Below are 26,013 nucleotides of genomic sequence, written 5' to 3' on the forward strand. Positions count from 1 at the left end.
ATGCGCATCCTCGTCCTCGGCGCGACCGGCTACGTCGGCACCCGCCTCGTCCCGGCCCTGTTGGAGGCCGGCCACGAGGTGGTGGCGGCGTCCTCCTCGCCGCCGGACCCCGGTCGCTTCGCCTGGGGCGCCGGCGTGACCCACCGCCGTTGCGACGTAACCGATGCCGTGGCGGTGGCGAACGCGGTGGCCGAGGTCGATGCCGTCTGCTACCTCGTGCACTCGCTCGACCTGCGCGACTTCTCGAACCGGGATCGGGCGGCCGCCCGCAACGTACGTCGCGCCGTGGACGCGTCCACGGAGGTCCGTCGACTGGTCTACCTCGGCGGACTGGTGCCGGACGAGCCGCCCGGCGCGCTCTCGGCCCACCTGGCCTCGCGGCTCGAGGTCGAGCAGGAGCTGCTGGCCGCCGAGTGCGACACGCTGGCGCTGCGCGCCGGCGTCGTGGTGGGCGCCGGCTCGACGTCCTTCGAGGTGGTGCGCCAGCTCGCGACCCTGCTGCTGGTGCACCCGATCCCGCGGTGGCTCCACAGCTCCGTGCAGCCGGTCGCGGTCACGGACGTCGTGCGGGCCCTCGTCGAGGGATTCGACGAGAGCGTCCCGCGGACCGGCACGCTCGACGTAGGCGGTCCCGACGTCGTGACCTACCCCCGGCTGCTCCGGGTCTGCACCCGCGGCGCCCGGCTCCGCCGGGTCTCGGTGCCCGTGCTCTCGGCGCCACCCGGTCTGGTCTCGCTGGCCACGGCCGGCCTGGTCCAGGCCCCGTTCTGGACCGTGGCCGCGCTCGTCGAGTCGCTGCGGCACGACATGGTCTGCCGGCCGGGGGAGACCTGGCAGCCGGCCGACGGCGTACCCCTGCTGCCGCTGGAGGAGGCGATCGACCGGGCGCTGGCCGGCGACCCGACGACCGCCGAGGCGCCGCTGGCCAGCGACCCGGCCTGGACCCGGCAGCGCGCGCCGGTGCTCGACGAGCTGCGGGCACCCGCCGCGGTGCGTGCCGGCGCCAGCCTGGCGCTCCACCGCACGCGCGGCCTGCTGCGGCTCGGTCGCGGCTAAGGGAGTTCCCCGTCGTGCAGCCAGACGCAGGCGTACGGCGCGAGCGGCACCGCACCTGAGCGCAGCTCCGGCCGGTCGCCGGTGATCGCGTCGACCAGGCCCTCGGTGTGCAGCCCCAGCCAGTGGAGCACGTCGTCGGCGACCCACCGCTGCTCGGCAGTCATGTTGGCGGCGACCAGCAACGGGCCCTGCTCGGCCCGACGGACGACCAGCAGCACCCCGGGGTCGCGCGGGTCCCAGACCTCGGTGGGGACCCCCGCGTGCAGGGCGGGCAGCCCGGCCCGGACGGTGGCCAGGTGCTTGATCCCCACGGCGACCTGGTGCTGCTCGTCGGTCAGGGAGTCCAGCCGGTCCCAGGGCATCTCGGGGCGGTGGACCCACCGGTTGTCGGTGGCGTGGGCCGGGTCGTCGTGCCAGCCCTCGTCGTTGAGGAGACCGACCTCGTCACCCATCCACAGCACGGGCAGGCCACCGAAGCCGAACATCACCGCGTGCAGCAGGAGGATCCGATCCACCGCACCCGGGTCGCCGGACTCCAGGCCCGCCAGGGACGCCAGCGAGCCGGAGATCCGGCGGTCGCCGGTGGCGGGGTTGTCCTGGAAGACCAGCCCACGCGCCCACGAGCCCGGGAACGTGCCGGCGTACCAGTCGGAGAGGAAGCGGCGGTGCGAGCCGCCGTCGAGACCGACCTCGGCCGCGTCCCGGTCGTCGATGGCCCACCCGATGTCGTCGTGGCAGCGGGCGTAGGTCAGCCACGAGGTCGTCGGGGGCGGTGGCGCGAGTCGCTGCAGGGCGAGGGTGGCCAGGCCCACCTCCCCGGTGGCGAGCATCGACCACAGCTGCACCATGAGGCTGTTGTGGTAGGCGAGGTCGGACACCCGACCGGCGTGCTCGCCCACCCCGAGATAGGCGGGCAGGTCGGCCGGACCGACGATCGCCTCGGCCTTGAAGATCACCGCCGGGCAGGCGATCCGCGCCACCGTGCGCAGCAGCCGGGTGAGCTCGTGCACCTCCGGCTGGTTCTGGCAGCTGGTGCCCAGCCGCTTCCAGAGGAACGCGATGGCGTCGAGCCGGAACACCTCGACGCCCCGGTTGGCCCAGAGGCAGATCAGCTCGGCGAACTCGCACAGCACGTCGGGGTTCGACCAGTCGAGGTCCCACTGGTAGTCGTGGAAGGTCGTCCACACCCAGGCCGCGAGGTCGTCGTCCCAGCTGAAGTTGCCGGGGGCGAAGTCCGGGAAGACCTCCGGCAGCGACGCCTCGAACGCGTCGGGCACCGCCCGGTCCGGGTGGACGTGGAAGTAGGCCCGCTTCTCACGGTCGCCCGCGCGCGCGGCGACCGCCCAGGGGTGCTCCCGGGCGACGTGGTTGAGCACCAGGTCGAGGCAGAGGCTGATGCCGCAGCCCCGCAACGTCGTGGCGAGGTCGCGGACGTCGTCGACGTCGCCGAGGTCCGCGCGCACGCTGCGGTAGTCGGCGACGGCGTACCCGCCGTCGTTGGGTCGGGGCCGCGGCGTCAGCAGCGGCATCAGGTGGAGGTAGGTGACGCCGAGGTCGGCGAGGTGGTCGACGCGCCGCGCGACGCCCTGGAGCGTTCCGGCGAAGCGGTCGGCGTACGCCGCGTAGCCGAGCATCGTCGGTCGCTGGAACCAGTCGGGCTCGGCCAGCCGGCGGTGGTCGAGCTCGCGGAGGTCGGCGGGCCGCTCCTCCCAACCGTCCTCGGCGATCGAGAGCAACCGGCCCAGGAGGGCCTGCTGCTGGCGTTCGGGCAGCTCCGGCCAGACCCGTCGCAGGCCACGCTCGACATCGGGCCGCCAGGTGCGGACCCGCCCCTCGAACCCGGCGCGCATGTCGTGGGGGTGCACGGGTCCGAGTATGTCGAAAGTGTCGGCCCGTTGCCTGCCGAGGCCGCCGTCCGCGACCATGCCTCATGGACAGGACCGTCGTGGTCCGCCCCGACGAGGGGCGGCTGCTGGACCTCGGCAACTTCGAGGCGCGCGTGATCGTGGATGGACCGGAGACCGAGGGGGCGTTCTCCCTCATCCAGACCCGGCGGGAGCCCCCGGGCTTCGGCCCACCGCTGCACCGCCACCAGGACGCCGCCGAGGCGTTCTACGTCCTCGAGGGGACCTACCAGGTGTTCGCCGACGACCAGCAGCACGAGTGCCCGCCCGGGACCTTCGTGTACGTGCCACGAGCCGCTCCCCACACCTTCCAGGTGGTGTCCTCGACGCCCGGGGTCAAGCTGAACCTGTTCGCACCGGCTGCCATGGTGGGGTTCTTCGCCGAGCTGTCGATTGCGGAGGCGACCGGTCGGGCGACACCCGAGCTGCTGGACCGCATCGCCCACGACAATCGCATGGAGGTGCTGGGCCCGGTGCCCGACTCCTATCTCTGAGGCGGCGCGAGCGTCAGCCCCGTCGCACCCAGGGGGAGAGCTGGGGCAACCGCCCGGTGAGCTCCGGCACCGCCGGTCGCCCCAGCAGCCACCAGGCCAGGCCCGCGGCCGTGCCCTCGACCCGGAGCCCACCGGCGGCGCCGACCACGACGTCACGGGTCGGCGTGACGAGCAGCAGGTCGCACTCCGGGGCGCGGTCGGCGACGACGACCTCGAGCAGGTGGTCGGTGAAGTCGTCGGGCCAGTCGGCGGGACCGTAGCCGCCGTCGAGGTCGGCGTGGTGGATCTCGACCTCTCGCCACCGGGTGCGGACCAGCTCGGTGACGTCCATCGCCCGGTCGGACCCGGGGAACACGGTGACGCGGCGTCCGGCCAGGGCGGCCGGGTCGTGGTGGAGCGCGGCCTCGATCGCGCGGTGGCACCGTCCCGCCGCCTCGAGGGTCGCGGCGCGGAGCTCGTCGAGCGGTGCCGCGGCCAGGGTCTCGATGTCGTCCTCGCGCTGTGACGGCGACGCGTAGAGGACGGGGTCCTGGCCGCGTCGGACCTCGTCGAGCGCCGCCGCGGTCGCCAGACCCTGCCGCGCGAGGTGGGCCACGACGTGGCCACGGTCCCACCCCGGCAGCACGCTCGGCGCCGCTCGGCCCGTGTCGGTCAGCGAGTCCAGGACCTGCAGGTAGCGGGCGGTCGCGTCCTGGACCCGGTCGGTGAGGGCCTGGTCGAGCGTCGGCTCCGCCACGGTCACCAGCCCCGCTCGCGCCACTCGGCGAGGTGGGGTCGCTCGGCCCCGAGGGTGGAGTCGTCGCCGTGGCCGGGGTAGAACCACGTGTCGTCGTCGAGGGTGCCGAAGACGCGCGTCTCGACGTTGTCGATCAGCTGGGCGAAGGCGTCGGCGTCGCCGAACGTGGCGCCGACCCCGCCGGGGAACAGGGAGTCGCCGGTGAAGAGGTGGTCGTGCCCCTCCGGGTCGCGGTAGCGCAGCGCGATGGAGCCGGGGGTGTGGCCGGGGATCGCGATCACCTCGAGGTCACACGTGCCCACCTCGACGGTGTCGCCGTGGTCGACCCGGCGCGTCACCTCGACGCCGGTCTGCTCGGTGATCGGCTCGGCGTCCGGCGTACCGGCCACCACCGCCGCGCCCGTGGCCGCCACGACCGCCGCCAGGGCGCGGTGGTGGTCCCAGTGCTGGTGGGTGGTGACCACGGCGGTCAGCCCGTCGTCGCCGACCAGTCGCAGCAGCACGTCCGGCTCGTCGGCGGCATCGACCAGCAGCTGCGACCCGGTCGTCGCGCACCGCAGCAGGTAGCAGTTGTTGGACATCTCGGGGTCGACCGCGACCTTCGTGACGGTCAGCCGCGACAGCTCACGTACGTCGGGATCGCCCCCGGGGGAGACCCGGCCGGTGTAGGCCACTACCAGCCGCCGATCATCGGCAGGGCGCCGCGGCTGCAGCTCACCTGGTCGCTCGGCTCGCGGCCGGTCAGCCACCACGCGACGTCGGTGACCGGCCCGGTGACCACCCGTGAGTCCTCGCCGATCTCGCCCACGTCCCAGGTCCGCGAGGCGTCGAGGGGCGCCACCCGGAACCCTTGGTCGGGGTCGAGCCGCCTGGACATGCTGCTGATGACGTGCTCGGCGAACGCCGTGGACCAGTCGGCGGACGTGTAGCCGGCCCCCAGGTCCGCGTGGTGGATCTCCAGCTCGCGGAGCCGCATCAACGGGATCGCGTCGAGGGGGAGCGACGGACCGTCGGTCGTGCGGTCGAAGCGTCCCGACCACGCGTGCTCCGGCACCGCGCGGGCCGCCTCCACGAAGGTCGTCAGGGACGCGAGCAGCCGGTCGCGCAGGTTGGAGCGCTCGGCGGCGGCGAGCTCCTCGATGTCGTCGTCGCGACGCTGCTGGGAGGGGTACATCGGCACCGTCTCACCATCGACCACGCCACGCAGCACTCCGCCCAGCGCCTCGCCGTTGAGCGCGAGGTGCGCCACGACGTGGGACCGGGTCCACCCGGGGAGGAGCGAGGGCGCGTGCCAGTCGTCGGGCTCGAGCGCGTCGACGGTGCGCGTGAGTCGATGGCCGGCCGCCACGAGCACGTCGGCGTCCAGGGCGGTGGTCGTGGGATCGGCCATACGCCCATCTTGCCCGACGTGAGAGTCTGGGCGCGTCGGCGCGGTGGCTTGCGCGCGGGCGCACGACGAGCGAACATGTGTTCGAACAGACGACGGGACGGACAGGACCGCAGGTGGCCGACCAGCTCATCATCCGGGGTGCCCGGGAGCACAACCTCAAGGACGTGTCCCTCGACCTGCCGCGCGACTCCCTCATCGTCTTCACGGGGCTCTCCGGCTCCGGCAAGTCCAGCCTCGCCTTCGACACCATCTTCGCCGAGGGGCAGCGCCGCTACGTCGAGTCGCTCTCGGCGTACGCCCGACAGTTCCTGGGCCAGATGGACAAGCCCGACGTCGACTTCATCGAGGGGCTCTCGCCCGCGGTGTCGATCGACCAGAAGTCGACCTCCAAGAACCCCCGCTCGACCGTCGGCACGATCACCGAGGTCTACGACTACCTGCGGCTGCTCTTCGCCCGCATCGGTCACCCGCACTGCCCGACCTGCGGCGCCCCCATCGAGCGGCAGACCCCGCAGCAGATCGTCGACCGGGTGCTGGCGCTGGAGGAGGGCCGTCGGTTCCAGGTGCTGGCGCCGGTGATCCGCGGTCGCAAGGGCGAGTACGTCGAGCTCTTCCGCCAGCTGCAGACCCAGGGCTTCGCGCGGGCCCGGGTTGACGGCGAGACCCACCAGCTCGACGACCCGCCCAAGCTCGACAAGCAGCGCAAGCACACCATCGAGGTGGTGGTCGACCGGCTGGCGGTCAAGGAGTCCGCCAAGCGGCGCCTGACCGACTCGGTCGAGACCGCGCTCAACCTCGCCAGCGGGCTCGTGGTGCTCGACTTCGTGGACCTCGACGAGCGAGACCCCGGTCGCGAGCTCCGCTTCTCCGAGAAGATGTCGTGCCCCAACGACCACGCCATCGACACCGACGAGCTCGAGCCGAGGTCGTTCTCGTTCAACTCACCCTTCGGCGCCTGCCAGGAGTGCCACGGCCTCGGCACCCGGCTCGAGGTCGATCCCGAGCTCGTGGTCCCCGATCCGTCCGCGTCGCTGGGCGAGGGCGCGATCCAGCCGTGGAGCCAGGCCCACGTCGCCGACTACTTCCACCGGCTGATGGGCGCGCTCGGCCAGGAGCTGGGATTCGACCTGGACACGCCGTGGGAGGACCTCACGGGCAAGCAGCAGAAGTCGCTGCTGTGGGGTCACCCGACCAAGGTCCACGTCGTCACCCGCAACCGCTACGGCCGCGAGCGCTCCTACTACGCGCAGTTCGAGGGCGTGCAGGCCTACATCGAGCGGCGCCACCGCGAGGCGGAGTCCGACACCAGCCGCGAGCGGTTCGAGGGCTTCATGCGCGAGGTGCCGTGCCCGACGTGCGAGGGCTCGCGGCTCAAGCCGGTCTCGATGTCGGTGACGGTCGGCGGGATGAGCATCGCCGCGGTCTGCGCCCTGCCGATCAACGAGACGGCCGAGTTCCTCCGTGGCCTCGACCTCACCCCTCGCGAGAAGCAGATCGGGGAGCGGGTCCTCAAGGAGATCCTCGAGCGGCTCAACTTCCTCCTCGACGTCGGCCTCGACTACCTCACCCTCGACCGTGCCTCCGGCTCGCTGTCGGGCGGTGAGGCGCAGCGGATCCGCCTGGCCACCCAGATCGGGGCCGGACTGGTGGGCGTCCTCTATGTCCTCGACGAGCCGTCGATCGGGCTCCACCAGCGCGACAACCACCGGTTGATCGAGACGCTGGTGCGGCTCCGGGAGCTCGGCAACACCCTGATCGTGGTGGAGCACGACGAGGACACCATCCGGGTGGCCGACTGGGTCGTCGACATCGGGCCGGGCGCCGGCGAGCACGGCGGCCAGGTCGTGCACTCCGGCCCCGTCCAGGGGCTGCTCGACCACCCCGACTCGATGACCGGCGCCTACCTCTCGGGCCGGCGCGAGATCCCGGTCCCCGACGTACGCCGGCCCCGCACCAAGGGCCGCGAGCTCGTCGTCAGGGGTGCCCACGAGCACAACCTGCGCGACATCGACGTCACCTTCCCCCTCGGGCTCTTCGTCGCGGTCACGGGTGTCTCCGGCTCCGGCAAGTCGACGCTGGTCAACGACATCCTCTACACCGCGCTGGCCAAGGAGCTCCACCGTGCGCGCCGCGTCGCCGGCCGCCACCGCCGCATCACCGGGGTCGACCACGTCGACAAGGTGATCCACGTCGACCAGTCGCCCATCGGCCGGACGCCGCGCAGCAACCCGGCGACCTACACCGGCGTCTTCGACCACATCCGCAAGCTCTTCGCCTCCACGCCCGAAGCGAAGATGCGCGGCTACCTGCAGGGCAGGTTCTCCTTCAACGTCAAGGGTGGCCGCTGCGAGGCGTGCGCGGGCGACGGCACCATCAAGATCGAGATGAACTTCCTGCCGGACGTCTACGTGCCGTGCGAGGTCTGCCACGGCGCGCGCTACAACCGCGAGACGCTGGAGGTCCACTACAAGGGCAAGACGATCGCCGAGGTCCTCGACATGCCGATCGAGGAGGCCGCCGACTTCTTCGCGGCGGTCCCGGCGATCGCGCGCCACATGAAGACGCTGTGCGAGGTCGGGCTGGGCTACGTCCGGCTCGGCCAGCCCGCCACGACCCTGTCCGGGGGCGAGGCCCAGCGCGTCAAGCTCGCCAGCGAGCTGCAGAAGCGCTCGACCGGCCGCACCGTCTACGTCCTCGACGAGCCCACGACGGGCCTCCACTTCGAGGACATCCGCAAGCTGCTCGGCGTGCTCTCCAGCCTCGTCGACAAGGGCAACACCGTGCTCGTCATCGAGCACAACCTCGACGTGATCAAGACGGCCGACTGGCTGGTCGACATGGGACCGGAGGGCGGGTCCCGGGGCGGGCTGGTCGTGGCGGAGGGGACCCCCGAGGAGGTCGCCGCCAACCCGGCGAGCTTCACCGGTCAGTTCCTGGCGCCGATCCTGGAGGGAAGGGCAGCTGCTCAACCGAAGCGTCGGCGTGCGCCGGCCGACACCCGGGCTCCGGCGAAGAAGGCCGCGGGAAAGAAGGCGACGCCGGCGAAGGGCCCGGCCAAGAAGGTGGCTGCGCGCACCACCGTTGCGAAGAGGTCGGGCAAGCCGGCGGGGCGTCGCTGACACAGCGCTCTCAACTCCGTCTCAGGTTGCTGAGTAGTGTCGCGACCATGGCCCGCACCGATCAGGAGGCACCGATGACCACCCCCGGACTGCACCGACGTCACGCCCTGACGGGCATGGCCGGCCTGGGGCTCGGGCTCCCCGTGCTCGCGGCATGCGGAGGGGGGGACGCCGACACCGGGGCCGAGTCGCCGCCGCCGGACGACGCAGGCGGGGCCGCGGGCGGCTTGGCATCGACCGCCGACGTACCGGTCGGCGGTGGCCTGATCCTCGAGGACGAGAGGGTCGTGGTGACGCAGCCGAGCGAGGGCGACTTCAAGGCCTTCACTGCCGTGTGCACCCATCAGGGCTGTCTGGTGGGACGGGTCGAGGGCGAGCAGATCCAGTGCCCCTGCCACGGGAGCGCGTTCTCGATCGCCGACGGGTCGGTGATCTCGGGCCCCGCGACCTCGCCCCTGGACGAGGTGGCCATCTCCGTCGACGGCGAGGAGATCTCGCGCAGCTGACCCGGAGCGTGCGTCCGGGCGGGTCCCCGTCCGACGAGGCCCCGCCCGGACGAGGTTCTCAGAGGTTCGCCGGCCGCAGCACGTCGCGGATGCCGTGGGCGATCTGCGGGTTGCCCTTGTTGATGTCACTCAGCTTCCGGAGCACGATCGGGTTGCGCGCGTCGGGGTCGCGGTCCTTCAGCCGGACCACCTTGCCGTTGGGGCTGACGTTCACGCGGATCTTCTTGCCCAAGGCCGTCTCGAGGCGGGCACCGTCGGCCTTGCGGGCGGTCCGGTAGTCGATCGCCGGACCGGGGACGACGTGGTAGAGCAGGACGCCCTCGACGGTGTCGATGCCCAGCGACGCCACCACGTCGAACGTCTCCTGCTCGGTGGCCGGCTTGTCGCCGGTCAGGTCGTCGACGAGACGGCGGAAGGCGCGATCGGTCGGGATGAAGGCCGTGAGGTCCACGTCGCCGTCGGCCAGCACGCCCACTGTGCTGTCCGGCTTCGCGTCGAGCACCGCGTTGACGGCCGCGTCGACGATGTCGAAGTCCATCCAGTTGCGGTCGAACTCGTTGCCATCGGCGGCGAGCACCTGGGCGAGGCTGGTGTTGCCGCGGGAGTCCCCGGCGTGCGCGGCAGACCCCGTGAGCGGGGCGGCGAGGGCCACGGCGAGGCCGGCGACGACGGTGGCGGTGGTGCGCTTGTGCATCGTGTCTCCTGGTATCAGCAGGGAGGGGCCTGTTCCCCTCAACACCACCTTCGACACAGTGTCGAGTTCGGATGGGTGGTCCAGACCGGCTCCCCGCCGCCGAGGCGTGGCAGGGAGGGTCGGTGGGCACCCGTAGGGTTGCCGCGTGGCCAGCCCCGCGTCCTACCGACCCGCTCCCGGGTCGATCCCCACACGGCCGGGGGTCTACCGGTTCCGCGACGCGCGAGGCCGGGTCATCTACGTCGGCAAGGCCAAAAACCTCCGGGCCCGGCTCTCGTCGTACTTCCAGGACGTGGGCAACCTCCACCCCCGTACCGCGTCGATGGTCACCTCCGGGGCGTCGGTGGAGTGGACCGTGGTGGCGACCGAGGTCGAGGCGCTGCAGCTCGAGTACTCCTGGATCAAGGAGTTCGACCCGCGGTTCAACGTCAAGTACCGCGACGACAAGTCCTATCCGTGGCTCGCCGTCACGGTCGGTGAGGAGTTCCCGCGGGTGATGGTCGGGCGTGGCGCCAAGAAGCGGGGCACGCGCTACTTCGGTCCCTACTCCCATGCCTGGGCGATCCGGGAGACCGTCGACCTGCTGCTGCGTGTCTTCCCCATGCGTTCCTGCTCGGCCGGCGTCTTCAAGCGCCACTCCCAGATGGGGCGCCCCTGCCTGCTGGGCTACATCGGCAAGTGCTCCGCACCCTGTGTGGGTCAGGTCAGCGCCGAGGAGCACCGCGAGATCGTCGACGACTTCTGCGAGTTCATGGCCGGTCGCACCGCCGGCTTCGTGAAGCGGATCCAGCAGGAGATGTACGCCGCCTCCACGGCCGAGGAGTTCGAGCGGGCCGCGCGGCTGCGCGACGACCTCGGAGCGCTGGAGAAGGCCTTGGAGAAGCAGGCGGTCGTGCTCGGCGACGGCACCGACGCCGACGTCATCGCGCTGGCCGAGGACCCGCTCGAGGTGGCGGTCCAGATCTTCTACGTGCGCGGCGGCCGGATCCGGGGGCAGCGCGGCTGGGTGGCCGACCGGGTCGACGAGGGCCAGACCCCTGAGCTCGTCCAGGACTTCGTGCTCCAGCTCTACGGCGGGGCGGGCGAGGAGGCAGCCGACACCATCCCGCGCGAGGTGCTGGTCCCGGCACTCCCGCCCGACGCCGCGACCCTCGAGGAGCTGCTCAGCGAGCTGCGGGGGAGCCGGGTCCGGATCCGGGTCCCGCAGCGAGGCGACAAGCGAGCGCTGCAGGAGACGGTCGCGTCCAACGCCGCCCAGTCGCTGGCGCTCCACAAGACCAAGCGGGCCAGCGACCTGACCACGCGCAGCAAGGCGCTGGAGGAGATCCAGCAGGCGCTGGGCCTCGACGAGGTCCCGCTGCGCATCGAGTGCTTCGACGTCTCCAACCTGCAGGGAACCGAGATCGTGGCCTCGATGGTCGTCTTCGAGGACGGCCTCGCGCGCAAGTCGGAGTACCGCCGTTTCGTGATCCGCGGGGACGCCAACCCGGAGGGCGGGCAGAACGACGTCGCCTCGATGCACGAGGTGATCACGCGCCGGTTCCGGCGGCTGCTCGACGAGCAGGGGCGGTCCACCGAGGTGGTGACCGACTCCGGCCCGATGTTGGTCGACCCCGACACCGGGCGTCCCCGCAAGTTCGCCTACGCCCCGGGGTTGGTCGTGGTCGACGGTGGCGCCCCCCAGGTGGCGGCCGCGCGCGACGCGCTCTCCCGCCTCGGGGTCGTCGACGTGCCGGTGTGCGGCCTGGCCAAGCGGCTCGAGGAGGTGTGGCTCCCCGACGAGGACGACCCGGTGATCTTCCCGCGCACCTCCGAGGGCCTCTACCTGCTGCAGCGGATCCGCGACGAGGCCCACCGGTTCGCGATCACGCACCACCGGTCGCGGCGTTCGAAGTCGATGGTGGAGAGCCTGCTCGACGACGTCCCCGGCCTGGGGGAGGTGCGACGCAAGGCCCTCCTCAAGCACTTCGGGTCGCTGCGCAAGCTGCGGGCGGCGTCGGTGGACGAGATCGCGCTGGTCCCCGGCATCGGCGCCCGCACCGCCGGTGCGATCAAGGATGCGATCGCGGACTCGGACCGCAAGACTGTCCACGTCAACACCGCCACCGGCGAGGTCGAGGAGTCCTGATGGAGGAACAGTCCAGCGGCGAGCTGGTCGTCGTCACCGGCATGACCGGCGCCGGGCGCAGCACCGCGGCCAAGGAGCTGGAGGACCTCGGCTTCTACGTCGTCGACAACCTCCCGCCGTCGCTGCTGCGTGACGTCGTGCGGCTGGTCGACGAGAACCGCGGCGTCCAGCAGTCGATCGCCGTCGTGGTCGACGTCCGCTCGGGGTCCTTCTTCCAGTCCCTCACCGCCAACCTCGCCCAGGGCGCCACGGGCCGGAGGGCCACGCTGGTCTTCCTCGAGGCCAGCGACGACGTCCTCGTCCGGCGGCAGGAGGCCGCGCGCCGGCCCCACCCGCTGCAGGGCTCCGGCCGGCTCCTCGACGGGCTGCAGCGCGAGCGCGTCGTCCTCGCCGACATGCGCAGCAACGCGGACCTCGTCATCGACACCACCAACCTCAACGTGCACCAGCTCACCGACCGGATCGCCGAGGCGTTCGGGACGCCGGAGACCTCCCGCCTCAAGGTGACGGTGATCAGCTTCGGCTTCAAGTACGGCATCCCCGTCGACGCCGACTTCGTCGCCGACATGCGGTTCCTGCCCAACCCCCACTGGGTCCCCGACCTGCGGCCGCTCAACGGCACCGACCAGCCCGTGGCCGACTACGTCAAGGGTCAGCCCGGTGCGGCCGAGTTCCTCGACGGCTACCTGCCCGTGCTCGAGGGCGTCGCCAAGGGCTACCTCGCGGAGGGCAAGCGCTTCATGACGATCGCGATCGGCTGCACCGGCGGCAAGCACCGCAGCGTCGCCATGACGGAGGAGGTCGCCGCCCGGCTCGCCGCCGTCGGCTACGACGTACGCCCCCACCACCGCGACCTCGGGCGGGAGTGAGGTGCGTCCCCTCGCCCAGTCGGCGGTTGCCCTCGGCGGCGGCCACGGGCTGCACGCCTCGCTCAGCGCGCTCCGCAAGCTCCACGACGAGCTGACCCTCGACCAGGTCACCGCCGTGGTGACGGTCGCCGACAACGGCGGCTCCTCCGGCCGGCTCCGGGGTGAGTTCGGGGTGCTGCCCCCAGGCGACCTGCGGATGGCGCTGGCAGCCCTGTGCGGTGACGACGAGTGGGGTCGCACCTGGGCCGACGTGGTCCAGCACCGCTTCGCCGGCGAGGGGGACATGAACGGCCACGTCATCGGGAACCTGCTCATCGTGGGCCTGTGGGAGCGGCTCGGCGACCACGTGTCCGCCCTCGACTGGGTGGGAAGGTTGCTGGGAGCCCGCGGTCGGGTCCTGCCGATGGCCCTGACACCGCTCGACATCACCGCCCAGGTGCGTGGCCTGGCCGGTGGCGACGTGCCCACGACGGTGCGCGGCCAGGTCGAGGTGGCGACCACCGAGGGCATCATCTCCAGCGTCGCGCTCGACCCCGCCGACCCGGTGGCCTGCCCCGAGGCGGTGCAGGCGGTGCTCGACGCCGACTGGGTCGTGCTCGGGCCGGGGTCCTGGTTCACCTCGGTCATCCCGCACCTGCTGGTGCCGGAGCTCCGCGACGCGCTGGTGTCGACCCGGGCCCGGGTGATGGTCGTGCTCAACCTCGAGGAGCAGCCGGGGGAGACCCAGGGCTACGCCCCGGAGGACCACCTGGCGGCGCTCATGGAGCACGCGCCGGAGCTGACGGTCCACACGGTGCTGGCCGACACCCGCACCGTGACCGACCACGACGTGCTGCAGGGCGCGGTGGCGTCGTACGACGCCCGGCTGGTGGTGGCCGACGTCGCCGACCCCGCGGCGGGTGCCCGCCACGACCCCGACCTGCTGGCCAAGGCCTACGAGCAGATCCTCACCGGGGAGTGACTGCGCACGGGTCCCAGCGGATCGTTGACGCGCATGGCAGGATCGGGCGCATGGCGATGACGGCCCAGGTGAAGGCAGAGCTGTCCAGCACCTCGATTTCGAAGACCTGCTGCCGCAAGGCCGAGGTCGCCTCGACCCTCCGCTTCGCCGGTGGGCTCCACCTCGTCGGCGGCAAGGTGGTCGTGGAGGCCGAGCTCGACACCGGCTCGGCCGCGCGACGGCTGCGCACCAACATCGCCGAGGTCTACGGCCACCAGTCCGACGTCGTCATGGTGCAGGGCAACGGCATCCGCAAGGGGAGCCGCTACCTCGTCCGGATCGTCAAGGACGGTGAGGCGCTCGCCCGCCAGACCGGGCTCCTCGACCAGCGTGGCCGGCCGGTGCGCGGACTCCCGCCGGCCGTCGTCTCCGGGGGGAGCTGTGACGCCGTGGCCGCCTGGCGCGGCGCCTTCCTCGCTCACGGTTCGCTGACCGAGCCGGGTCGTTCCTCCTCCCTCGAGGTGACCTGTCCGGGGCCCGAGGCCGCCCTGGCCCTCGTGGGCGTGGCTCGCCGGCTCGGCGGGATCCAGGCCAAGGCACGTGAGGTCCGCGGCGTCGACCGCGTGGTGATCCGCGACGGCGACGCCATCGGCGCGCTGCTGACGCGCCTCGGCGCTCACGAGTCCCTGATGGCCTGGGAGGAGAGGCGGATGCGTCGCGAGGTCCGGGCGACCGCCAACCGGCTCGCCAACTTCGACGACGCCAACCTGCGCCGTTCCGCCCGCGCCGCGGTCGCGGCCGGCGCTCGCGTCGATCGAGCCCTGGAGATCCTGGGCGAGGAGATCCCCGACCACCTGCGACAGGCGGGGAGCCTCCGGCTCGAGCACAAGCAGGCGTCCCTGGAGGAGCTTGGGCAGCTCCACGAGCCCGCGCTCACCAAGGACGCGATCGCCGGCCGGATCCGGCGGCTGCTGGCCATGGCCGACAAGCGCGCCGAGGAGCTCGGCATCCCCGACACCGAGGCCTCGCTGACCCCGGACATGCTCGCCGAGGGGTGACCCGATCCGGTAGCACGGATTGGATCGTTCCAACGTTACTCACCCGTACCTGGGACCGACGCTCGTCCCGGATCCGGGGTGGCGATAGGGTCGAACCCGAACCGACCCACCCACTCAGGAGAGACCTGCTGTGACCGTTCGTGTAGGTATCAACGGCTTCGGCCGCATCGGCCGCAACTTCTTCCGCGCCGTCCAGGCCTCGGACGCCGACATCGAGATCGTCGGCGTCAACGACCTCACCGACAACGCGGTGCTCGCGCACCTGCTCCAGTACGACTCGATCCTGGGGCGGCTCGACGCCGAGGTGACGAGCACCGACAACGCGATCAAGGTGGGTGACCAGGAGGTGGCCGCCTTCGCCGAGCGCGACCCGGCCAGCCTGAAGTGGGCCGACCTCGGCGTCGACGTGGTGGTCGAGTCGACCGGCTTCTTCACCGACGCCACCCAGGCGCGCGCCCACGTCGACTCGGGCGGGGCCAAGAAGGTGATCATCTCCGCGCCGGCCAAGAACGAGGACATCACCGTCGTGATGGGCGTCAACCACGAGCTCTACGACGCCGAGCAGCACACGGTGATCTCCAACGCCTCCTGCACCACCAACTGCCTGGCCCCCATGGCCAAGGCCCTCAACGACGGCCTCGGCATCAACAACGGCCTGATGACCACCATCCACGCCTACACCGCCGACCAGAACCTGCAGGACAACATCCACAAGGACCTGCGCCGTGCCCGGGCCGCGGCGGTCAACATCGTGCCGACCTCCACCGGCGCCGCGAAGGCGATCGGGCTGGTGCTGCCCGAGCTCAAGGGCAAGCTCGACGGCTACGCACTGCGGGTGCCGACCCCGACCGGGTCGCTCACCGACCTCTCCTTCGAGGCCTCGCGCGAGACCTCGGTCGAGGAGGTCAACGAGATCGTGAAGGCCGCGGCCGACGGCAGGTTCCTGCGCTACTCGACCGCCCCGATCGTCTCCACCGACATCGTCACCGACCCGGCGTCCTGCATCTTCGACGCGCCGCTGACGAAGGTCATCGGCAACCAGGTGAAGGTCGCCGGCTGGTACGACAACGAGTGGGGCTACTCCAACCGGCTGGCCGACCTGATCACCCACATCGGCTCCTCGCTCTGACGTGGCGGGGATCGACGCGCTGGGCGATCTCCGCGGCAAGCGGGTCCTCGTCCGGTCGGACCTCAACGTGCCTCTCGACGGCACCACGATCACCGACGACGGGCGGATCCGGGCCAGCGTGCCCACCATCCGTCGGCTGACCGACGCGGGTGCCCGCGTCGTCGTCATGGCCCACCTCGGTCGCCCGCAGGGCGAGCCGGACCCGGCGTACTCCCTCGCGCCGGTGGCGGCGCGCCTGGGCGAGCTGCTGGGGCAGGACGTCGCCTTCGCGACCGACACCGTGGGCGAGAGCGCCTCGACCACCGTCGACGCCCTCGACGACGGCGAGGTCGCGGTGCTCGAGAACGTCCGGTTCAACAGCGGTGAGACGAGCGAGGACGACGAGGTCCGTGCGGCCTTCGCCAGCGAGCTCGCCAAGCTGGCGGATGCCTTCGTCAGCGACGGGTTCGGCGTCGTGCACCGCAAGCAGGCCTCCGTCTACGACATCGCGCTGCGACTGCCCGCAGCGATGGGCGGCCTCGTCGCCGACGAGGTCGAGGTGCTCCACCGCCTCACCCACGAGCCGCAGCGGCCCTACGCCGTGGTGCTGGGCGGGTCGAAGGTCTCGGACAAGCTGGGTGTCATCGACAACCTCCTCACCAAGGCCGACACGCTGCTCATCGGCGGCGGGATGGTCTTCACCTTCCTCGCGGCCCAGGGCCACGAGGTCGGCAAGAGCCTGCTCGAGGAGGACCAGCTCGACACCTGTCGCGACTACCTCGCGCGCGCCGAGGAGACCGGGGTCGAGATCGTGCTCCCCGCCGACGTGGTGGTCGACACGGCGTTCCCGTCGGGAGACCGGGAGCCGCAGCCGCAGGTCGTCGCCGCCGACGCCATCCCGGCCGACAGCCTGGGTCTCGACATCGGACCCACCGCCGCGGCGCGGTTCGCCGAGGTGGTGGGCGGTGCGACGACCGTCTTCTGGAACGGCCCCATGGGCGTGTTCGAGACGCCCGCCTTCGCCGAGGGCACCCGCGCGGTCGCCGAGGCGCTGACCGGCGTCCAGGGGTTGTCGGTGGTCGGGGGCGGCGACTCCGCGGCCGCCGTCCGCGCCCTGGGCTTCGACGAGTCGCGCTTCGGCCACATCTCGACCGGTGGTGGCGCCAGCCTCGAGTACCTCGAGGGCAGGGAGCTCCCCGGCATCGCGGTGCTCGAGCGCTGACCCACGTCTCCGCCTCCCTCCCACCCTCCAAGGAGCCCGCATGACCCGCACGCCCCTGATGGCCGGCAACTGGAAGATGAACCTGAACCACCAGGAAGCGGTGGTGCTGGTCCAGAAGCTGGCGTGGACGCTCGCCGACAAGAAGCACGACTACCAGCAGGTCGAGGTGGTGGTGGTGCCGCCGTTCACCGACCTGCGGTCGGTGCAGACCCTCGTCGACGGCGACCAGCTGTTGGTGAAGTACGGCGCCCAGGACGTCTCCCAGCACGAGGGAGGCGCCTACACGGGCGAGATCTCCGCCGCGATGCTCGCGAAGCTCGGCTGCTCCTACGTGGTGGTCGGCCACTCCGAGCGCCGCGAGCACCACGGCGAGAGCGACGAGCTCGTCAACGCCAAGGCCCACCGCGCCCTGGCGGCAGGCATGACCCCGATCGTCTGTGTCGGCGAAGGGCTCGAGGTGCGTCAGGCCGGCGAGCACGTCGCCCACACGCTGGCCCAGGTCGACGGCTCGCTCGCGGGCTTCTCGGCCGAGCAGGTGGCCGAGCTCGTGGTCGCCTACGAGCCGGTGTGGGCCATCGGCACCGGGGAGGTCGCCACGCCCGACGACGCCCAGGAGGTGTGCGCCGCCATCCGCGAGCGGATCCGCGAGGTGCACGGTGACACGGCGGCCGACGGCGTACGCGTCCTCTACGGCGGCTCGGTGAAGGCGGCCAACGTCGCCGGCATCATGGACCGCAACGACGTCGACGGCTGCCTGGTGGGTGGTGCGAGCCTGCAGGCCGACGAGTTCGGCGGCATCTGCCGCTTCTACGACATGCCACTGCTCTGATCCAGCAACACGTACGCCACGCGTGCTCGGGGGAGCGCTCGGACATCTGACCCGTCAGTTAGGATTCTCGACCGTGACCCTGCTCTTCACCATCCTGCTCGTCCTGACGAGCTTGCTCATGATCGCCCTGGTGCTCCTGCACAAGGGCCGCGGCGGCGGCCTGTCCGACATGTTCGGCGGCGGTGTCTCGAGCTCGCTGGGAGGCTCCTCGGTCGCGGAGCGCAACCTGGACCGCATCACCGTCGGCATCGGCGTGATCTGGTTCGCCTGCATCCTCGCCCTTGGCCTGCTCAAGGCCTACCAGAGCTGAGAGGGACCCCCGTGGCTCAAGGTGGAAACGCGATTCGCGGCAGCCGGGTCGGCGCCGGACCGATGGGCGAGGCCGAGCGCGGCGAGGCCGCACCCCGGCAGTCGGTCGCCTACTACTGCTCCCACGACCACCGCTCGGTCGTGACCTTCTCGGTCGAGGCGGCCATCCCCGACTCGTGGGACTGCCCCAAGTGCGGGCTCCCGGCGAGCGTGGACTCGGAGAACCCGCCCCCGGCGCCGAAGATCGAGCCCTACAAGACGCACCTGGCCTACGTGAAGGAGCGCCGCTCCGACGCCGAGGCCGCCGACATCCTCGACGAGGCCCTCGAGCTGCTCCGCTCCCGCCGCAAGTCCGGCGACCTGATCTTCTGACGCCGAGCCGTCATTCCGGCTGGTTCACAACCCGCCGAGCCGTCACTGCGGCTGGTTCGTCACCCGCCGAGCCGTCACTCCTGCTGGTTGACGAAGCGCCGAGCCGTCACTCCTGCTGCTTCTGGTAGCGCCCTGTGGACGACCGGCCCGCGCATGGACGTAGTCCGGCAACAGTGAGGCCATGTCCCAACGCGTGTCATGGCTGCCGCCCGACCTGCCGTTCCTCGACGAGCGTTGCCCACTGCCGCTGACCAGACCGTTCACCAGGGCGCAGGCCGAGAAGCTCGGCGTCTCCCGAGCACGCCTGTCGACATTGCTCCGACGCGGTCTCGTCCGCCAGGTGCTCCGCGGGGTCTACGTGGCCGCCCAGGCTGTCGACTCGATCGAGCTTCGTGCCGAGGCCCTCGCCGCGGTCGTCCCTCCGTTCGCGGTCGTCACCGACCGCACTGCCGCCTGGCTCCACATGGTCGACGTCCTCCCGGCGTCGGCAGTGCACGAGATGCCACCCGTGGAGATCTACTCCCGGGCAAGGAGCCGAGTACGCCGGCCGAGCGTCACCAGCGGTGAGCGGCGCATGCGCGACGAGGACGTCATGGTCATCGGCGGCGTACTCGTGACCACCAAGCTGCGCACCGCTCTGGACCTCGGACGTCGGCTCAACCGTTACCACGCCCTCGCGGCGCTCGACGCGCTCCTTCGTGCTGGCGTGCGCCACGAGGAGCTGCTCGACGGGGTCCGTCGGTTCCGCGGTGAGCGTGGTGTGGTCCAGCTCCGCACCCTGGCGCCGCTCGCGGACCGGCGGGCTGAGTCGCCGCCGGAGTCCGTCCTCCGCCTGCACTGGCTGGAGACGCCCGGTCTCCCGCCGCCCGATCCGCAGCTGCCGGTCCACGATGGCGGCATCGTCCGCTGTCGCATCGACGTCGGCAACGACGACCTGCGGTACGGCGCGGAGTACAACGGCCGGGCGTTCCACGAGGACGTCGAGTCCGACGAGGCACGGTTGGGGTGGTTGGACGAGGAGCGGGGGTGGCTGATCGACGTGTTCGTGGACGCCGACATCTTCCCGCGTGGAGACCCCACGCCACGTCTGATGCAGGGGGCGAGCGATGCCCGGCGGAGGTCTGGACGGTGGGTGCCGCAGGGTCACTACCTGCCGCAGTGACGGCTCGGCGCGGATGGAACGAGCTGGAGTGACGGCTCGGCGCGGACTGAACGAGCTGCAGTGACGGCTCGGCGCGGACTGAACGAGCCGAAGTGACGGCTCGGCGGGTTGTGAACCAGCTGGAGTGACGGCTCGGCTAGAGGTGGGAGGCTGCGGCGCGGTCGAGGAACCACACCACCTCGCTGCTCCCGTCGGGCATGCCGGTGACGCCCCGGGCCGGGGTCTGGTCGACCGATCCGTCGTCTGCCAGGGCCCGGGCGACAGCCTCCGCCTTGCCCTCGCCGCTCGCGACGAACCACACCGCCCGGCTCCGGTTGAGGGCCGGCAGGGTGAGGCTGATCCGCTCGGGCGGGGGCTTGGGGGAGTCGGGAACCGCCACCACCGACCGGTCCTCCACAGCCAACGCGGCGTGGCCCGGGAACAGCGAGGCGACGTGCCCGTCGGGGCCGATGCCGAGCATCAGCACCTCGAAGACGCCGGTGCCCGACTCCTCCAGCGCGGCGCCGTACGCCGCTGCGGCGTCTGCCAGGGCCATACCCGAGTCCGCGGCCGGCGCCTCGTGCACCCGGCTGGCGTCGACCGGGACGTGCTCGAGGAAGGCCTGCCGCGCCTGACCGGCGTTCCGGTCGGGGCTGTCGGCGGCGACGTAGCGCTCGTCGCCCCACCAGACGCCCACGCGCGACCAGTCGACCTGGGCGTCAGGAGCGTGTCGGCCCAGGACCCCGTGGATGCGCTCGGCGATGCTGCCGCCGGTGAGGACGACGTCGGGCTCGTCGCCGCGCGCCTGGGCCGTCGCGAGGCGCGTCAAGAGCTCGCCGGCGACGGCGGCCGCCAACGAGTCGGCGTCCTCGAAGACCTCGACCCGGGTGATCACGACGCCGCCTCCAGGGCGAGCAACCGCTTGGCGGTCGCGGCGTAGATGTCGTCCTCGTCGCTCCACCGGAGCTCCTCGGCGAGCAGCTCGGGGATGGCACGGCGCTTGAGCGCGACGGGTCGGTCGGGCCGACTGGGGGAGGTGAACGTCGCCAGCCTGCCGTCGGGCCGGGTGATCGTGATGTCCCCGTCGGCCGTCTCGAGGCAGACCTCCGTGATGCCGGGGCCCTGGGAGGTGACGCGTTCGGCGGGCACCCGCAGCCGGTCGGAGAGCCACGCGAGCAGCAGGTCGGCGCTCGGGCTGATGCGCTCGGCCGCCACCCGGATCGCCTTCACCTTCACCGGGTGCTGGTCGAGTGCTGCCGCCAGCAGCGCCCGCCAGGGGGTGATCCGGGTCCAGGCGAGGTCGGTGTTGCCCGGCGCGTAGGACTGGCACTGGGCCTGCAGGGCGCGGACCTTGCCGCGGGACACGAAGGCGCTGTCGGTGATCCGCCGCTGCCCCAACCGGCCCAGCGGGTCGGCGGCGGGGTCGGAGGGGTGGTCGGTCGGCCACCAGACGACCACCGGGGAGTCGGGCAGCAGCAGGGGCAGCACGACGGACTCCGCGTGCCGCACGACCTCGCCCTTGAGCCGGATCAGGGCCGCCTCGCCGGTCCACCCCTGGCCGATGCCGACCTGGGCATCGACCCGCGCGGCGCCGCGGCCGTCGCCGCGGATGACCCCCAGGATCCGTGCCGGGTGCTCGTGCGAGGCCTTGCGGGCGGCGTCCATGGCGTCGGGGGCGTCGTCCTCGTCGACGACGACCACGAGCGTCATCACCATGCCCATGGCGGGGCTGCCGGCGCGCGTACGGGCGCGCACGAACTCGGCCGCGATCTCCGCGCTGTCGGTGTCGGTGAGCTCGATCATCCTCAGGGCCTCCGCCACGTTCGTCCGTCACGGGCCAGCATCGCCTCGGCCGAGGAAGGACCCCAGGTGCCGGCGGCGTAGGGCTCTGGCTTGTGCTTGCCCTTCTCGTCCTGCCGCGCCCAGTGCTCGAGGACCGGGTCGAGGATGCGCCACGACTGCTCGACCTCCTCGTGGCGCGGGAAGAGCGGCGGGTCACCCAGCAGCACGTCGAGGATGAGCCGCTCGTAGGCCTCGGGCGACGCCTCGGTGAAGGTGCCGCCGTAGGCGAAGTCCATGGTCACGTCGCGGATCTCCATCGAGGTGCCCGGCACCTTCGACCCGAACCGCAGCGTCAGGCCCTCGTCGGGCTGCACGCGTACGACGAGGGCGTTCTGGGTCAGCTCCTCGGTGGCGCTGGCGTGGAACGGCAGGTGGGGCGCCCGCTTGAACACCACGGCCACCTCGGTGACACGTCGCCCCAGCCGCTTGCCGTGACGCAGGTAGAACGGCACCCCGGCCCAGCGCCGGTTGTCGATGCCGAGCGTGATGGCGGCGTAGGTCTCGGTGGTCGACGACGCCGGGATGCCCTCCTCGTCGTGGAAGCCCGCCACCTTCACGCCGCCCGACCAGCCCGCGGCGTACTGACCTCGCGCGGTGGTGCGGTCCAGCCGCTTCGGGAGCGTGATGGCGGCGAGCACCTTTTGCTTCTCGATCCGGAGCGCGTCGGCGTCGAAGTCGGTCGGCTCCTCCATGGCGATCAGCGCCATCAGCTGGAGCAGGTGGTTCTGGATCACGTCGCGGGCCGCGCCGATGCCGTCGTAGTAGCCGGCCCGTCCGCCGATGCCGATGTCCTCGGCCATCGTGATCTGCACGTGGTCGACGTAGTTGGCGTTCCAGATCGGCTCGAACATCGAGTTGGCGAACCGCATGGCGAGGATGTTCTGGACGGTCTCCTTGCCGAGGTAGTGGTCGATGCGGAAGACCGAGCCGCTCGGGAAGACCTCGCCGATGCTGGCGTTGAGCTCGCGCGCCGACTCGAGGTCGTGCCCGAAGGGCTTCTCGACGACGACCCGTCGCCACGTGCCGGGTCGCTCCTCGGCCAGCCCGTGCTCCTGCAGCTGCTGCACGACGTCGCCGAAGAACCGCGGCGGGATGGAGAGGTAGAACGCGTGGTTGCCGCCGGTGCCGCGTGTGACGTCGAGCTCCTCGATCGTGCGGCGCAGCCTGTCGAAGGCGAGGTCGTCGGAGAAGTCGCCCGGGACGAAGCGGAATCCCTCGGAGAGCTGGCGCCACACCTCCTCGCGGAACTCGGTCCGCGAGTGCTCCTTGACGGCTTCGTGCACGATCTGGGCGAAGTCCTGGTCGGCCCACTCGCGCCGGGCGAAGCCGACGAGGCTGAAGCCAGGCGGCAGCAGACCACGGTTGGCCAGGTCGTAGATGGCCGGCATGATCTTCTTGCGCGACAGGTCGCCGGTGACGCCGAAGAGCACCATGCCCGAGGGCCCCGCGATCCGCGGCAGCCGCCGGTCCTCGGGGTGCCGGAGCGGGTTCGTGGCGTACGCCGACGTGCGGGGGGTCATCGCGAGCGGTGCCTCCGGTAGTAGTCGATGAGCGACCGGGTCGAGGTGTCCTGCTCGGCGAGCGCCTCGGCGTCGCCCCCGACCGCGGGGGTGACCTGCTGGGCGAGCTGCTTGCCCAGCTCGACGCCCCACTGGTCGAAGCTGTCGATGCCCCACACCACGCCCTGCACGAAGGTGATGTGCTCGTAGAGGGCGATCAGCTGCCCGAGCACCGACGGGGTGAGGGCCGGCGCCATGATCGAGGTGGTGGGCCGGTTGCCCGGGAAGACCCGCGCGGACACCAGGCTCTCGTCGGTCCCCTCCGCTCGCACCTCCTCCGCGGTCTTGCCGAAGGCCAGGGCCCGGGTCTGCGCGAAGAAGTTGGCGAGGAACAGCTCGTGGACGTCGGCGTCCCCGTCCTGCAGGGGGTGGGCCGGTTCGGCGAAGGCGATGAAGTCGGCCGGAACGAGCCGGGTGCCCTGGTGGATGAGCTGGTAGAAGGCGTGCTGGCCGTTGGTGCCGGGCTCGCCCCAGAACACCTCGCCGGTGGCCGTGGTGACGGGCTCGCCGTCCCAGCGCACACCCTTGCCGTTGGACTCCATCGTCAGCTGCTGGAGGTAGGCCGGGAAGCGGTGCAGCAGCTGGGCGTAGGGGAGCACCGCGTGGGTCCCGGCACCCAGGAAATTGGTGTACCAGACGTTGAGCAGACCCATCAGCGCCGGGACGTTGCGCGCCGTCTCGGCCGTGCGGAAGTGCTCGTCCATGGCGTGCATCCCGGCCAGCAGCTCGGCGAACCGCTCGGGACCGATCGCCACGACGAGGGACGTGCCGATGGCGGAGTCGAGGGAGTACCGGCCCCCCACCCAGTCCCAGAACCCGAAGGCGTTGTCGGGGTCGATCCCGAACTCGGCCACCTTGTCGAGGGCGGTCGACACGGCCACGAAGTGGCGGGCCACGGCCTCGTCGGGATCCTGGTCGGCCAACCCGTCGAGGAGCCATGCCTTGCAGAGCCGCGCGTTGGTCAGGGTCTCGAGGGTGCCGAAGGTCTTGCTGGAGACGATGAACAGCGTGGTCGCCGGGTCGAGACCGGCGAGCGTGGTGGCGCAGTCGGTGGGGTCGATGTTGCTGATGAAGCGGCACTCCAGCCCGTCCTGCACGTACGGTGCCAGCGCCTCGTACGCCATGACGGGACCGAGGTCGGATCCACCGATCCCGATGTTGACGACCGTCCGGATGCGCTCTCCCGTCGCACCCGTCCACGCACCGGAACGCACGCGCTCGGCGAAGTCGTAGACCCGGCGCAGGACCTCGTGGACGTCGGCGACGACGTCCTGGCCGGCCACCTCCAGCGTCGCGTCGGCGGGGAGCCGGAGCGCGGTGTGGAGCACCGCGCGGTCCTCGGTCACGTTGATGCGCTCACCCCGGAACATCGCGTCCCGGCGCTCCGCGAGCCCGACCTGCTCACCCAGGTCGACCAGCGCCCGGACGACGTCGTCGTCGACGAGGTTCTTGGACAGGTCGACGTGGAGGTCGGCAGCCGTGAGGGTGAGCCGCTCGACCCGGTCGGGATCGGCGTCGAACCACCCGCGCAGGTCGGGGGTCAGGCTCTTCGCGTGGTCTGCGAGCTGCGACCAGGCCGCCGTCGTCGTCGGGTCGACCGGCCCAGCGGTCATGCCCGGGCCGCTTCCAGCGACTCCTCCAACGTCTCGAGCATGCTGTCCCAGGCGGTGACGAACTTGTCGACACCCTCCTCGATGAGGGTGGCGATCACGTCGTCGTAGTCGATGCCGGCCTCGGCCAGGGCGTCCATGTGGGCAGTGGCCTCGTCGTAGAACGGCCGCACCCGGTCGCCGCGGATCTCACCGTGGTCGGCGACCGCCTCGAGGGTCTCCTGAGGCATCGTGTTGACGGTGTTGGCCACCACCAGCTCGTCGACGTAGAGCGTGTCCTTGTAGTCGGGGTTCTTGACGCCGGTGCTGGCCCACAGCGGACGCTGGGTGTTGGCGCCCTTGCCGGCGAGGGTGAGCCAGCGGTTGCCGGCGAAGAACTCCTCGTAGGCCTTGAAGGCCAGCCGCGCGTTGGCGACACCCGCCTTGCCGCGCAGGTCGGGGTCGGTACCCGGGCCGGAGGTCGTGCCCTCGAGCCGCTTGTCGATCTCGGTGTCCACGCGGGAGACGAAGAACGACGCCACCGAGTGGATCTGGGACAGGTCGTGGCCGTTGTCGGCCGCCTGCTCGAGCCCGTCGAGGTAGGCGTCCATGACGTGGCGGTACTGGTCGAGCCCGAAGATCAGGGTGACGTTGACGCTGATGCCGGCGGCGATCGTCTCGGTGATGGCCGGCCACCCCTCGGGCGTGCCCGGGATCTTGATGAAGAGGTTGGGCTCGCCGACCTCCCGCCAGAGCTCGGCGGCCTCCTTGACCGTCCCGGCCGTGTCGTAGGCGAGCCCGGGCCCGACCTCGATGGAGACCCGGCCGTCCACACCGTTGGTGGCGTCGAAGACCGGCCGCAGGACCTGGCAGGCGTTCCGGACGTCGTCGGTCGTGATCTGCCGGGCCGCGCTGTCGACGTCGGCGCCGGCGGCGGCCAGCTCGCGCACCTGGGCGTCATAGCGCTCCCCGTCCCCCAGTGCCTTCTGGAAGATCGCCGGGTTGCTGGTCACCCCCACGACCGACCAGTTCTTGACCAGGTCGGCCAGGTTGCCGGTCTCGAGCCGCTCGCGGGAGAGGTCGTCGAGCCAGATCGAGACCCCTGCCTCCGTCAGCTGCTGCAGTCGTTCGAACACTGTCTGTTCCTC

Annotated in this window: 24 protein-coding genes; 14 read left to right on the forward strand and 10 right to left on the reverse strand. The window is 71.6% G+C overall.

The genetic code is table 11. The annotated features are described in order from the left end of the window. Positions 1–1,056 (forward strand): NAD(P)H-binding protein, encoded by a 1,056-nt coding sequence (locus K6T13_RS08460; protein ID WP_222898033.1) that lies wholly within the window; start codon positions 1–3, stop codon positions 1,054–1,056. Here K6T13_RS08460 and K6T13_RS08465 read toward each other — a convergent pair. Then, on the reverse strand, positions 1,053–2,981 hold the full coding sequence (locus K6T13_RS08465; RefSeq protein WP_430228199.1) for an alpha-amylase family protein: 1,929 nt from the start codon (positions 2,979–2,981) through the stop codon (positions 1,053–1,055). The two genes, K6T13_RS08460 and K6T13_RS08465, sit on opposite strands and share 4 nt — an antisense overlap. A 5-nt stretch (positions 2,982–2,986) precedes the next feature. Between K6T13_RS08465 and K6T13_RS08470 the strand changes: the two genes are divergently transcribed. Further along, positions 2,987–3,454 (forward strand): cupin domain-containing protein, encoded by a 468-nt coding sequence (locus K6T13_RS08470; protein ID WP_222898034.1) that lies wholly within the window; start codon positions 2,987–2,989, stop codon positions 3,452–3,454. A 13-nt stretch (positions 3,455–3,467) separates the two neighbouring features. Here K6T13_RS08470 and K6T13_RS08475 read toward each other — a convergent pair whose 3' ends face one another. The 3 genes from K6T13_RS08475 to K6T13_RS08485 are packed head-to-tail and all read right to left on the reverse strand — an operon-like array spanning position 3,468 to position 5,580. Beyond that, on the reverse strand, positions 3,468–4,190 hold the full coding sequence (locus K6T13_RS08475) for a maleylpyruvate isomerase family mycothiol-dependent enzyme (RefSeq protein WP_222898035.1): 723 nt from the start codon (positions 4,188–4,190) through the stop codon (positions 3,468–3,470). Between the two features lie 2 nt (positions 4,191–4,192). Then, positions 4,193–4,864, reverse strand: coding sequence for an MBL fold metallo-hydrolase (locus K6T13_RS08480; protein WP_249424012.1), 672 nt, complete (start codon positions 4,862–4,864; stop codon positions 4,193–4,195). Beyond that, positions 4,864–5,580 carry a maleylpyruvate isomerase family mycothiol-dependent enzyme gene (locus tag K6T13_RS08485; protein WP_222898036.1) on the reverse strand — a complete coding sequence of 239 codons (717 nt, stop codon included), beginning with the start codon at positions 5,578–5,580 and terminating at the stop codon, positions 4,864–4,866. Before K6T13_RS08485 ends, K6T13_RS08480 begins: the two co-directional genes overlap by 1 nt. A 113-nt stretch (positions 5,581–5,693) precedes the next feature. Here K6T13_RS08485 and uvrA point away from each other — a divergent pair, with 113 nt between their 5' ends. Together uvrA and K6T13_RS08495 are read left to right on the forward strand one after the other, a co-directional pair. Continuing rightward, complete coding sequence (gene uvrA / locus K6T13_RS08490) at positions 5,694–8,699, forward strand: excinuclease ABC subunit UvrA (RefSeq protein ID WP_222898037.1); 3,006 nt, start codon at positions 5,694–5,696, stop codon at positions 8,697–8,699. 74 nt (positions 8,700–8,773) lie between these two features. After that, positions 8,774–9,205 (forward strand): Rieske (2Fe-2S) protein, encoded by a 432-nt coding sequence (locus K6T13_RS08495; protein WP_222898038.1) that lies wholly within the window; start codon positions 8,774–8,776, stop codon positions 9,203–9,205. Positions 9,206–9,263: 58 nt separating this feature from the next. Here the strand turns inward: K6T13_RS08495 and K6T13_RS08500 are convergent, their stop codons facing one another. Then, positions 9,264–9,899: a fasciclin domain-containing protein gene (locus K6T13_RS08500; protein ID WP_222898039.1), complete on the reverse strand. Its 636-nt coding sequence runs from the start codon at positions 9,897–9,899 to the stop codon at positions 9,264–9,266. A gap of 145 nt (positions 9,900–10,044) precedes the next feature. Here K6T13_RS08500 and uvrC point away from each other — a divergent pair, with 145 nt between their 5' ends. The 10 genes from uvrC to K6T13_RS08550 all read left to right on the forward strand — a co-directional run bounded on the left by uvrC (position 10,045) and on the right by K6T13_RS08550 (position 19,896). Continuing rightward, complete coding sequence (gene uvrC / locus K6T13_RS08505) at positions 10,045–12,027, forward strand: excinuclease ABC subunit UvrC (RefSeq protein ID WP_222898040.1); 1,983 nt, start codon at positions 10,045–10,047, stop codon at positions 12,025–12,027. Continuing rightward, positions 12,027–12,896 (forward strand): RNase adapter RapZ, encoded by an 870-nt coding sequence (rapZ, locus tag K6T13_RS08510; RefSeq protein ID WP_222898041.1) that lies wholly within the window; start codon positions 12,027–12,029, stop codon positions 12,894–12,896. The genes uvrC and rapZ overlap by 1 nt, the downstream gene beginning before the upstream one ends. 1 nt (position 12,897) lies before the next feature. Beyond that, positions 12,898–13,857 (forward strand): gluconeogenesis factor YvcK family protein, encoded by a 960-nt coding sequence (locus K6T13_RS08515; protein WP_222898042.1) that lies wholly within the window; start codon positions 12,898–12,900, stop codon positions 13,855–13,857. Positions 13,858–13,907: 50 nt separating this feature from the next. Next, positions 13,908–14,894 carry a DNA-binding protein WhiA gene (gene whiA / locus K6T13_RS08520; protein WP_222898043.1) on the forward strand — a complete coding sequence of 329 codons (987 nt, stop codon included), beginning with the start codon at positions 13,908–13,910 and terminating at the stop codon, positions 14,892–14,894. 130 nt (positions 14,895–15,024) lie between these two features. Further along, entirely contained in the window at positions 15,025–16,023 is a 999-nt protein-coding gene (gene gap, locus K6T13_RS08525) for a type I glyceraldehyde-3-phosphate dehydrogenase (RefSeq protein ID WP_222898044.1), read from the forward strand. Position 16,024: 1 nt separating this feature from the next. Beyond that, positions 16,025–17,224, forward strand: a complete 1,200-nt coding sequence (locus K6T13_RS08530; RefSeq protein WP_222898045.1) for a phosphoglycerate kinase — start codon at positions 16,025–16,027, stop codon at positions 17,222–17,224. Between the two features lie 40 nt (positions 17,225–17,264). After that, a complete protein-coding gene (gene tpiA, locus K6T13_RS08535) occupies positions 17,265–18,053 on the forward strand; it encodes a triose-phosphate isomerase (protein ID WP_222898046.1) in 789 nt (262 codons plus the stop codon). Positions 18,054–18,126: 73 nt separating this feature from the next. Beyond that, positions 18,127–18,363, forward strand: coding sequence for a preprotein translocase subunit SecG (secG, locus tag K6T13_RS08540; protein WP_222898047.1), 237 nt, complete (start codon positions 18,127–18,129; stop codon positions 18,361–18,363). Positions 18,364–18,374: 11 nt separating this feature from the next. Beyond that, positions 18,375–18,734, forward strand: a complete 360-nt coding sequence (locus K6T13_RS08545) for an RNA polymerase-binding protein RbpA (protein WP_222898048.1) — start codon at positions 18,375–18,377, stop codon at positions 18,732–18,734. A 181-nt stretch (positions 18,735–18,915) separates the two neighbouring features. Then, complete coding sequence (locus tag K6T13_RS08550; protein ID WP_222898049.1) at positions 18,916–19,896, forward strand: type IV toxin-antitoxin system AbiEi family antitoxin domain-containing protein; 981 nt, start codon at positions 18,916–18,918, stop codon at positions 19,894–19,896. A gap of 136 nt (positions 19,897–20,032) precedes the next feature. Here K6T13_RS08550 and pgl read toward each other — a convergent pair whose 3' ends face one another. From pgl to tal, 5 genes are read right to left on the reverse strand one after another with little or no spacing between them, the layout of a single operon-like run. Continuing rightward, positions 20,033–20,770, reverse strand: coding sequence for a 6-phosphogluconolactonase (gene pgl / locus K6T13_RS08555; RefSeq protein ID WP_222898050.1), 738 nt, complete (start codon positions 20,768–20,770; stop codon positions 20,033–20,035). Beyond that, positions 20,767–21,678 (reverse strand): glucose-6-phosphate dehydrogenase assembly protein OpcA, encoded by a 912-nt coding sequence (locus tag K6T13_RS08560; RefSeq protein ID WP_222898051.1) that lies wholly within the window; start codon positions 21,676–21,678, stop codon positions 20,767–20,769. Before K6T13_RS08560 ends, pgl begins: the two co-directional genes overlap by 4 nt. 2 nt (positions 21,679–21,680) lie before the next feature. Further along, entirely contained in the window at positions 21,681–23,237 is a 1,557-nt protein-coding gene (zwf, locus tag K6T13_RS08565) for a glucose-6-phosphate dehydrogenase (protein ID WP_222898052.1), read from the reverse strand. Continuing rightward, on the reverse strand, positions 23,234–24,889 hold the full coding sequence (gene pgi / locus K6T13_RS08570) for a glucose-6-phosphate isomerase (protein WP_222898053.1): 1,656 nt from the start codon (positions 24,887–24,889) through the stop codon (positions 23,234–23,236). The genes zwf and pgi overlap by 4 nt, the downstream gene beginning before the upstream one ends. After that, positions 24,886–26,001, reverse strand: a complete 1,116-nt coding sequence (tal, locus tag K6T13_RS08575; RefSeq protein WP_222898054.1) for a transaldolase — start codon at positions 25,999–26,001, stop codon at positions 24,886–24,888. Before tal ends, pgi begins: the two co-directional genes overlap by 4 nt. Positions 26,002–26,013 lie beyond the last annotated feature (12 nt).

It is taken from the genome of Nocardioides coralli (assembly GCF_019880385.1).
Lineage (GTDB): Bacteria > Actinomycetota > Actinomycetes > Propionibacteriales > Nocardioidaceae > Nocardioides > Nocardioides coralli.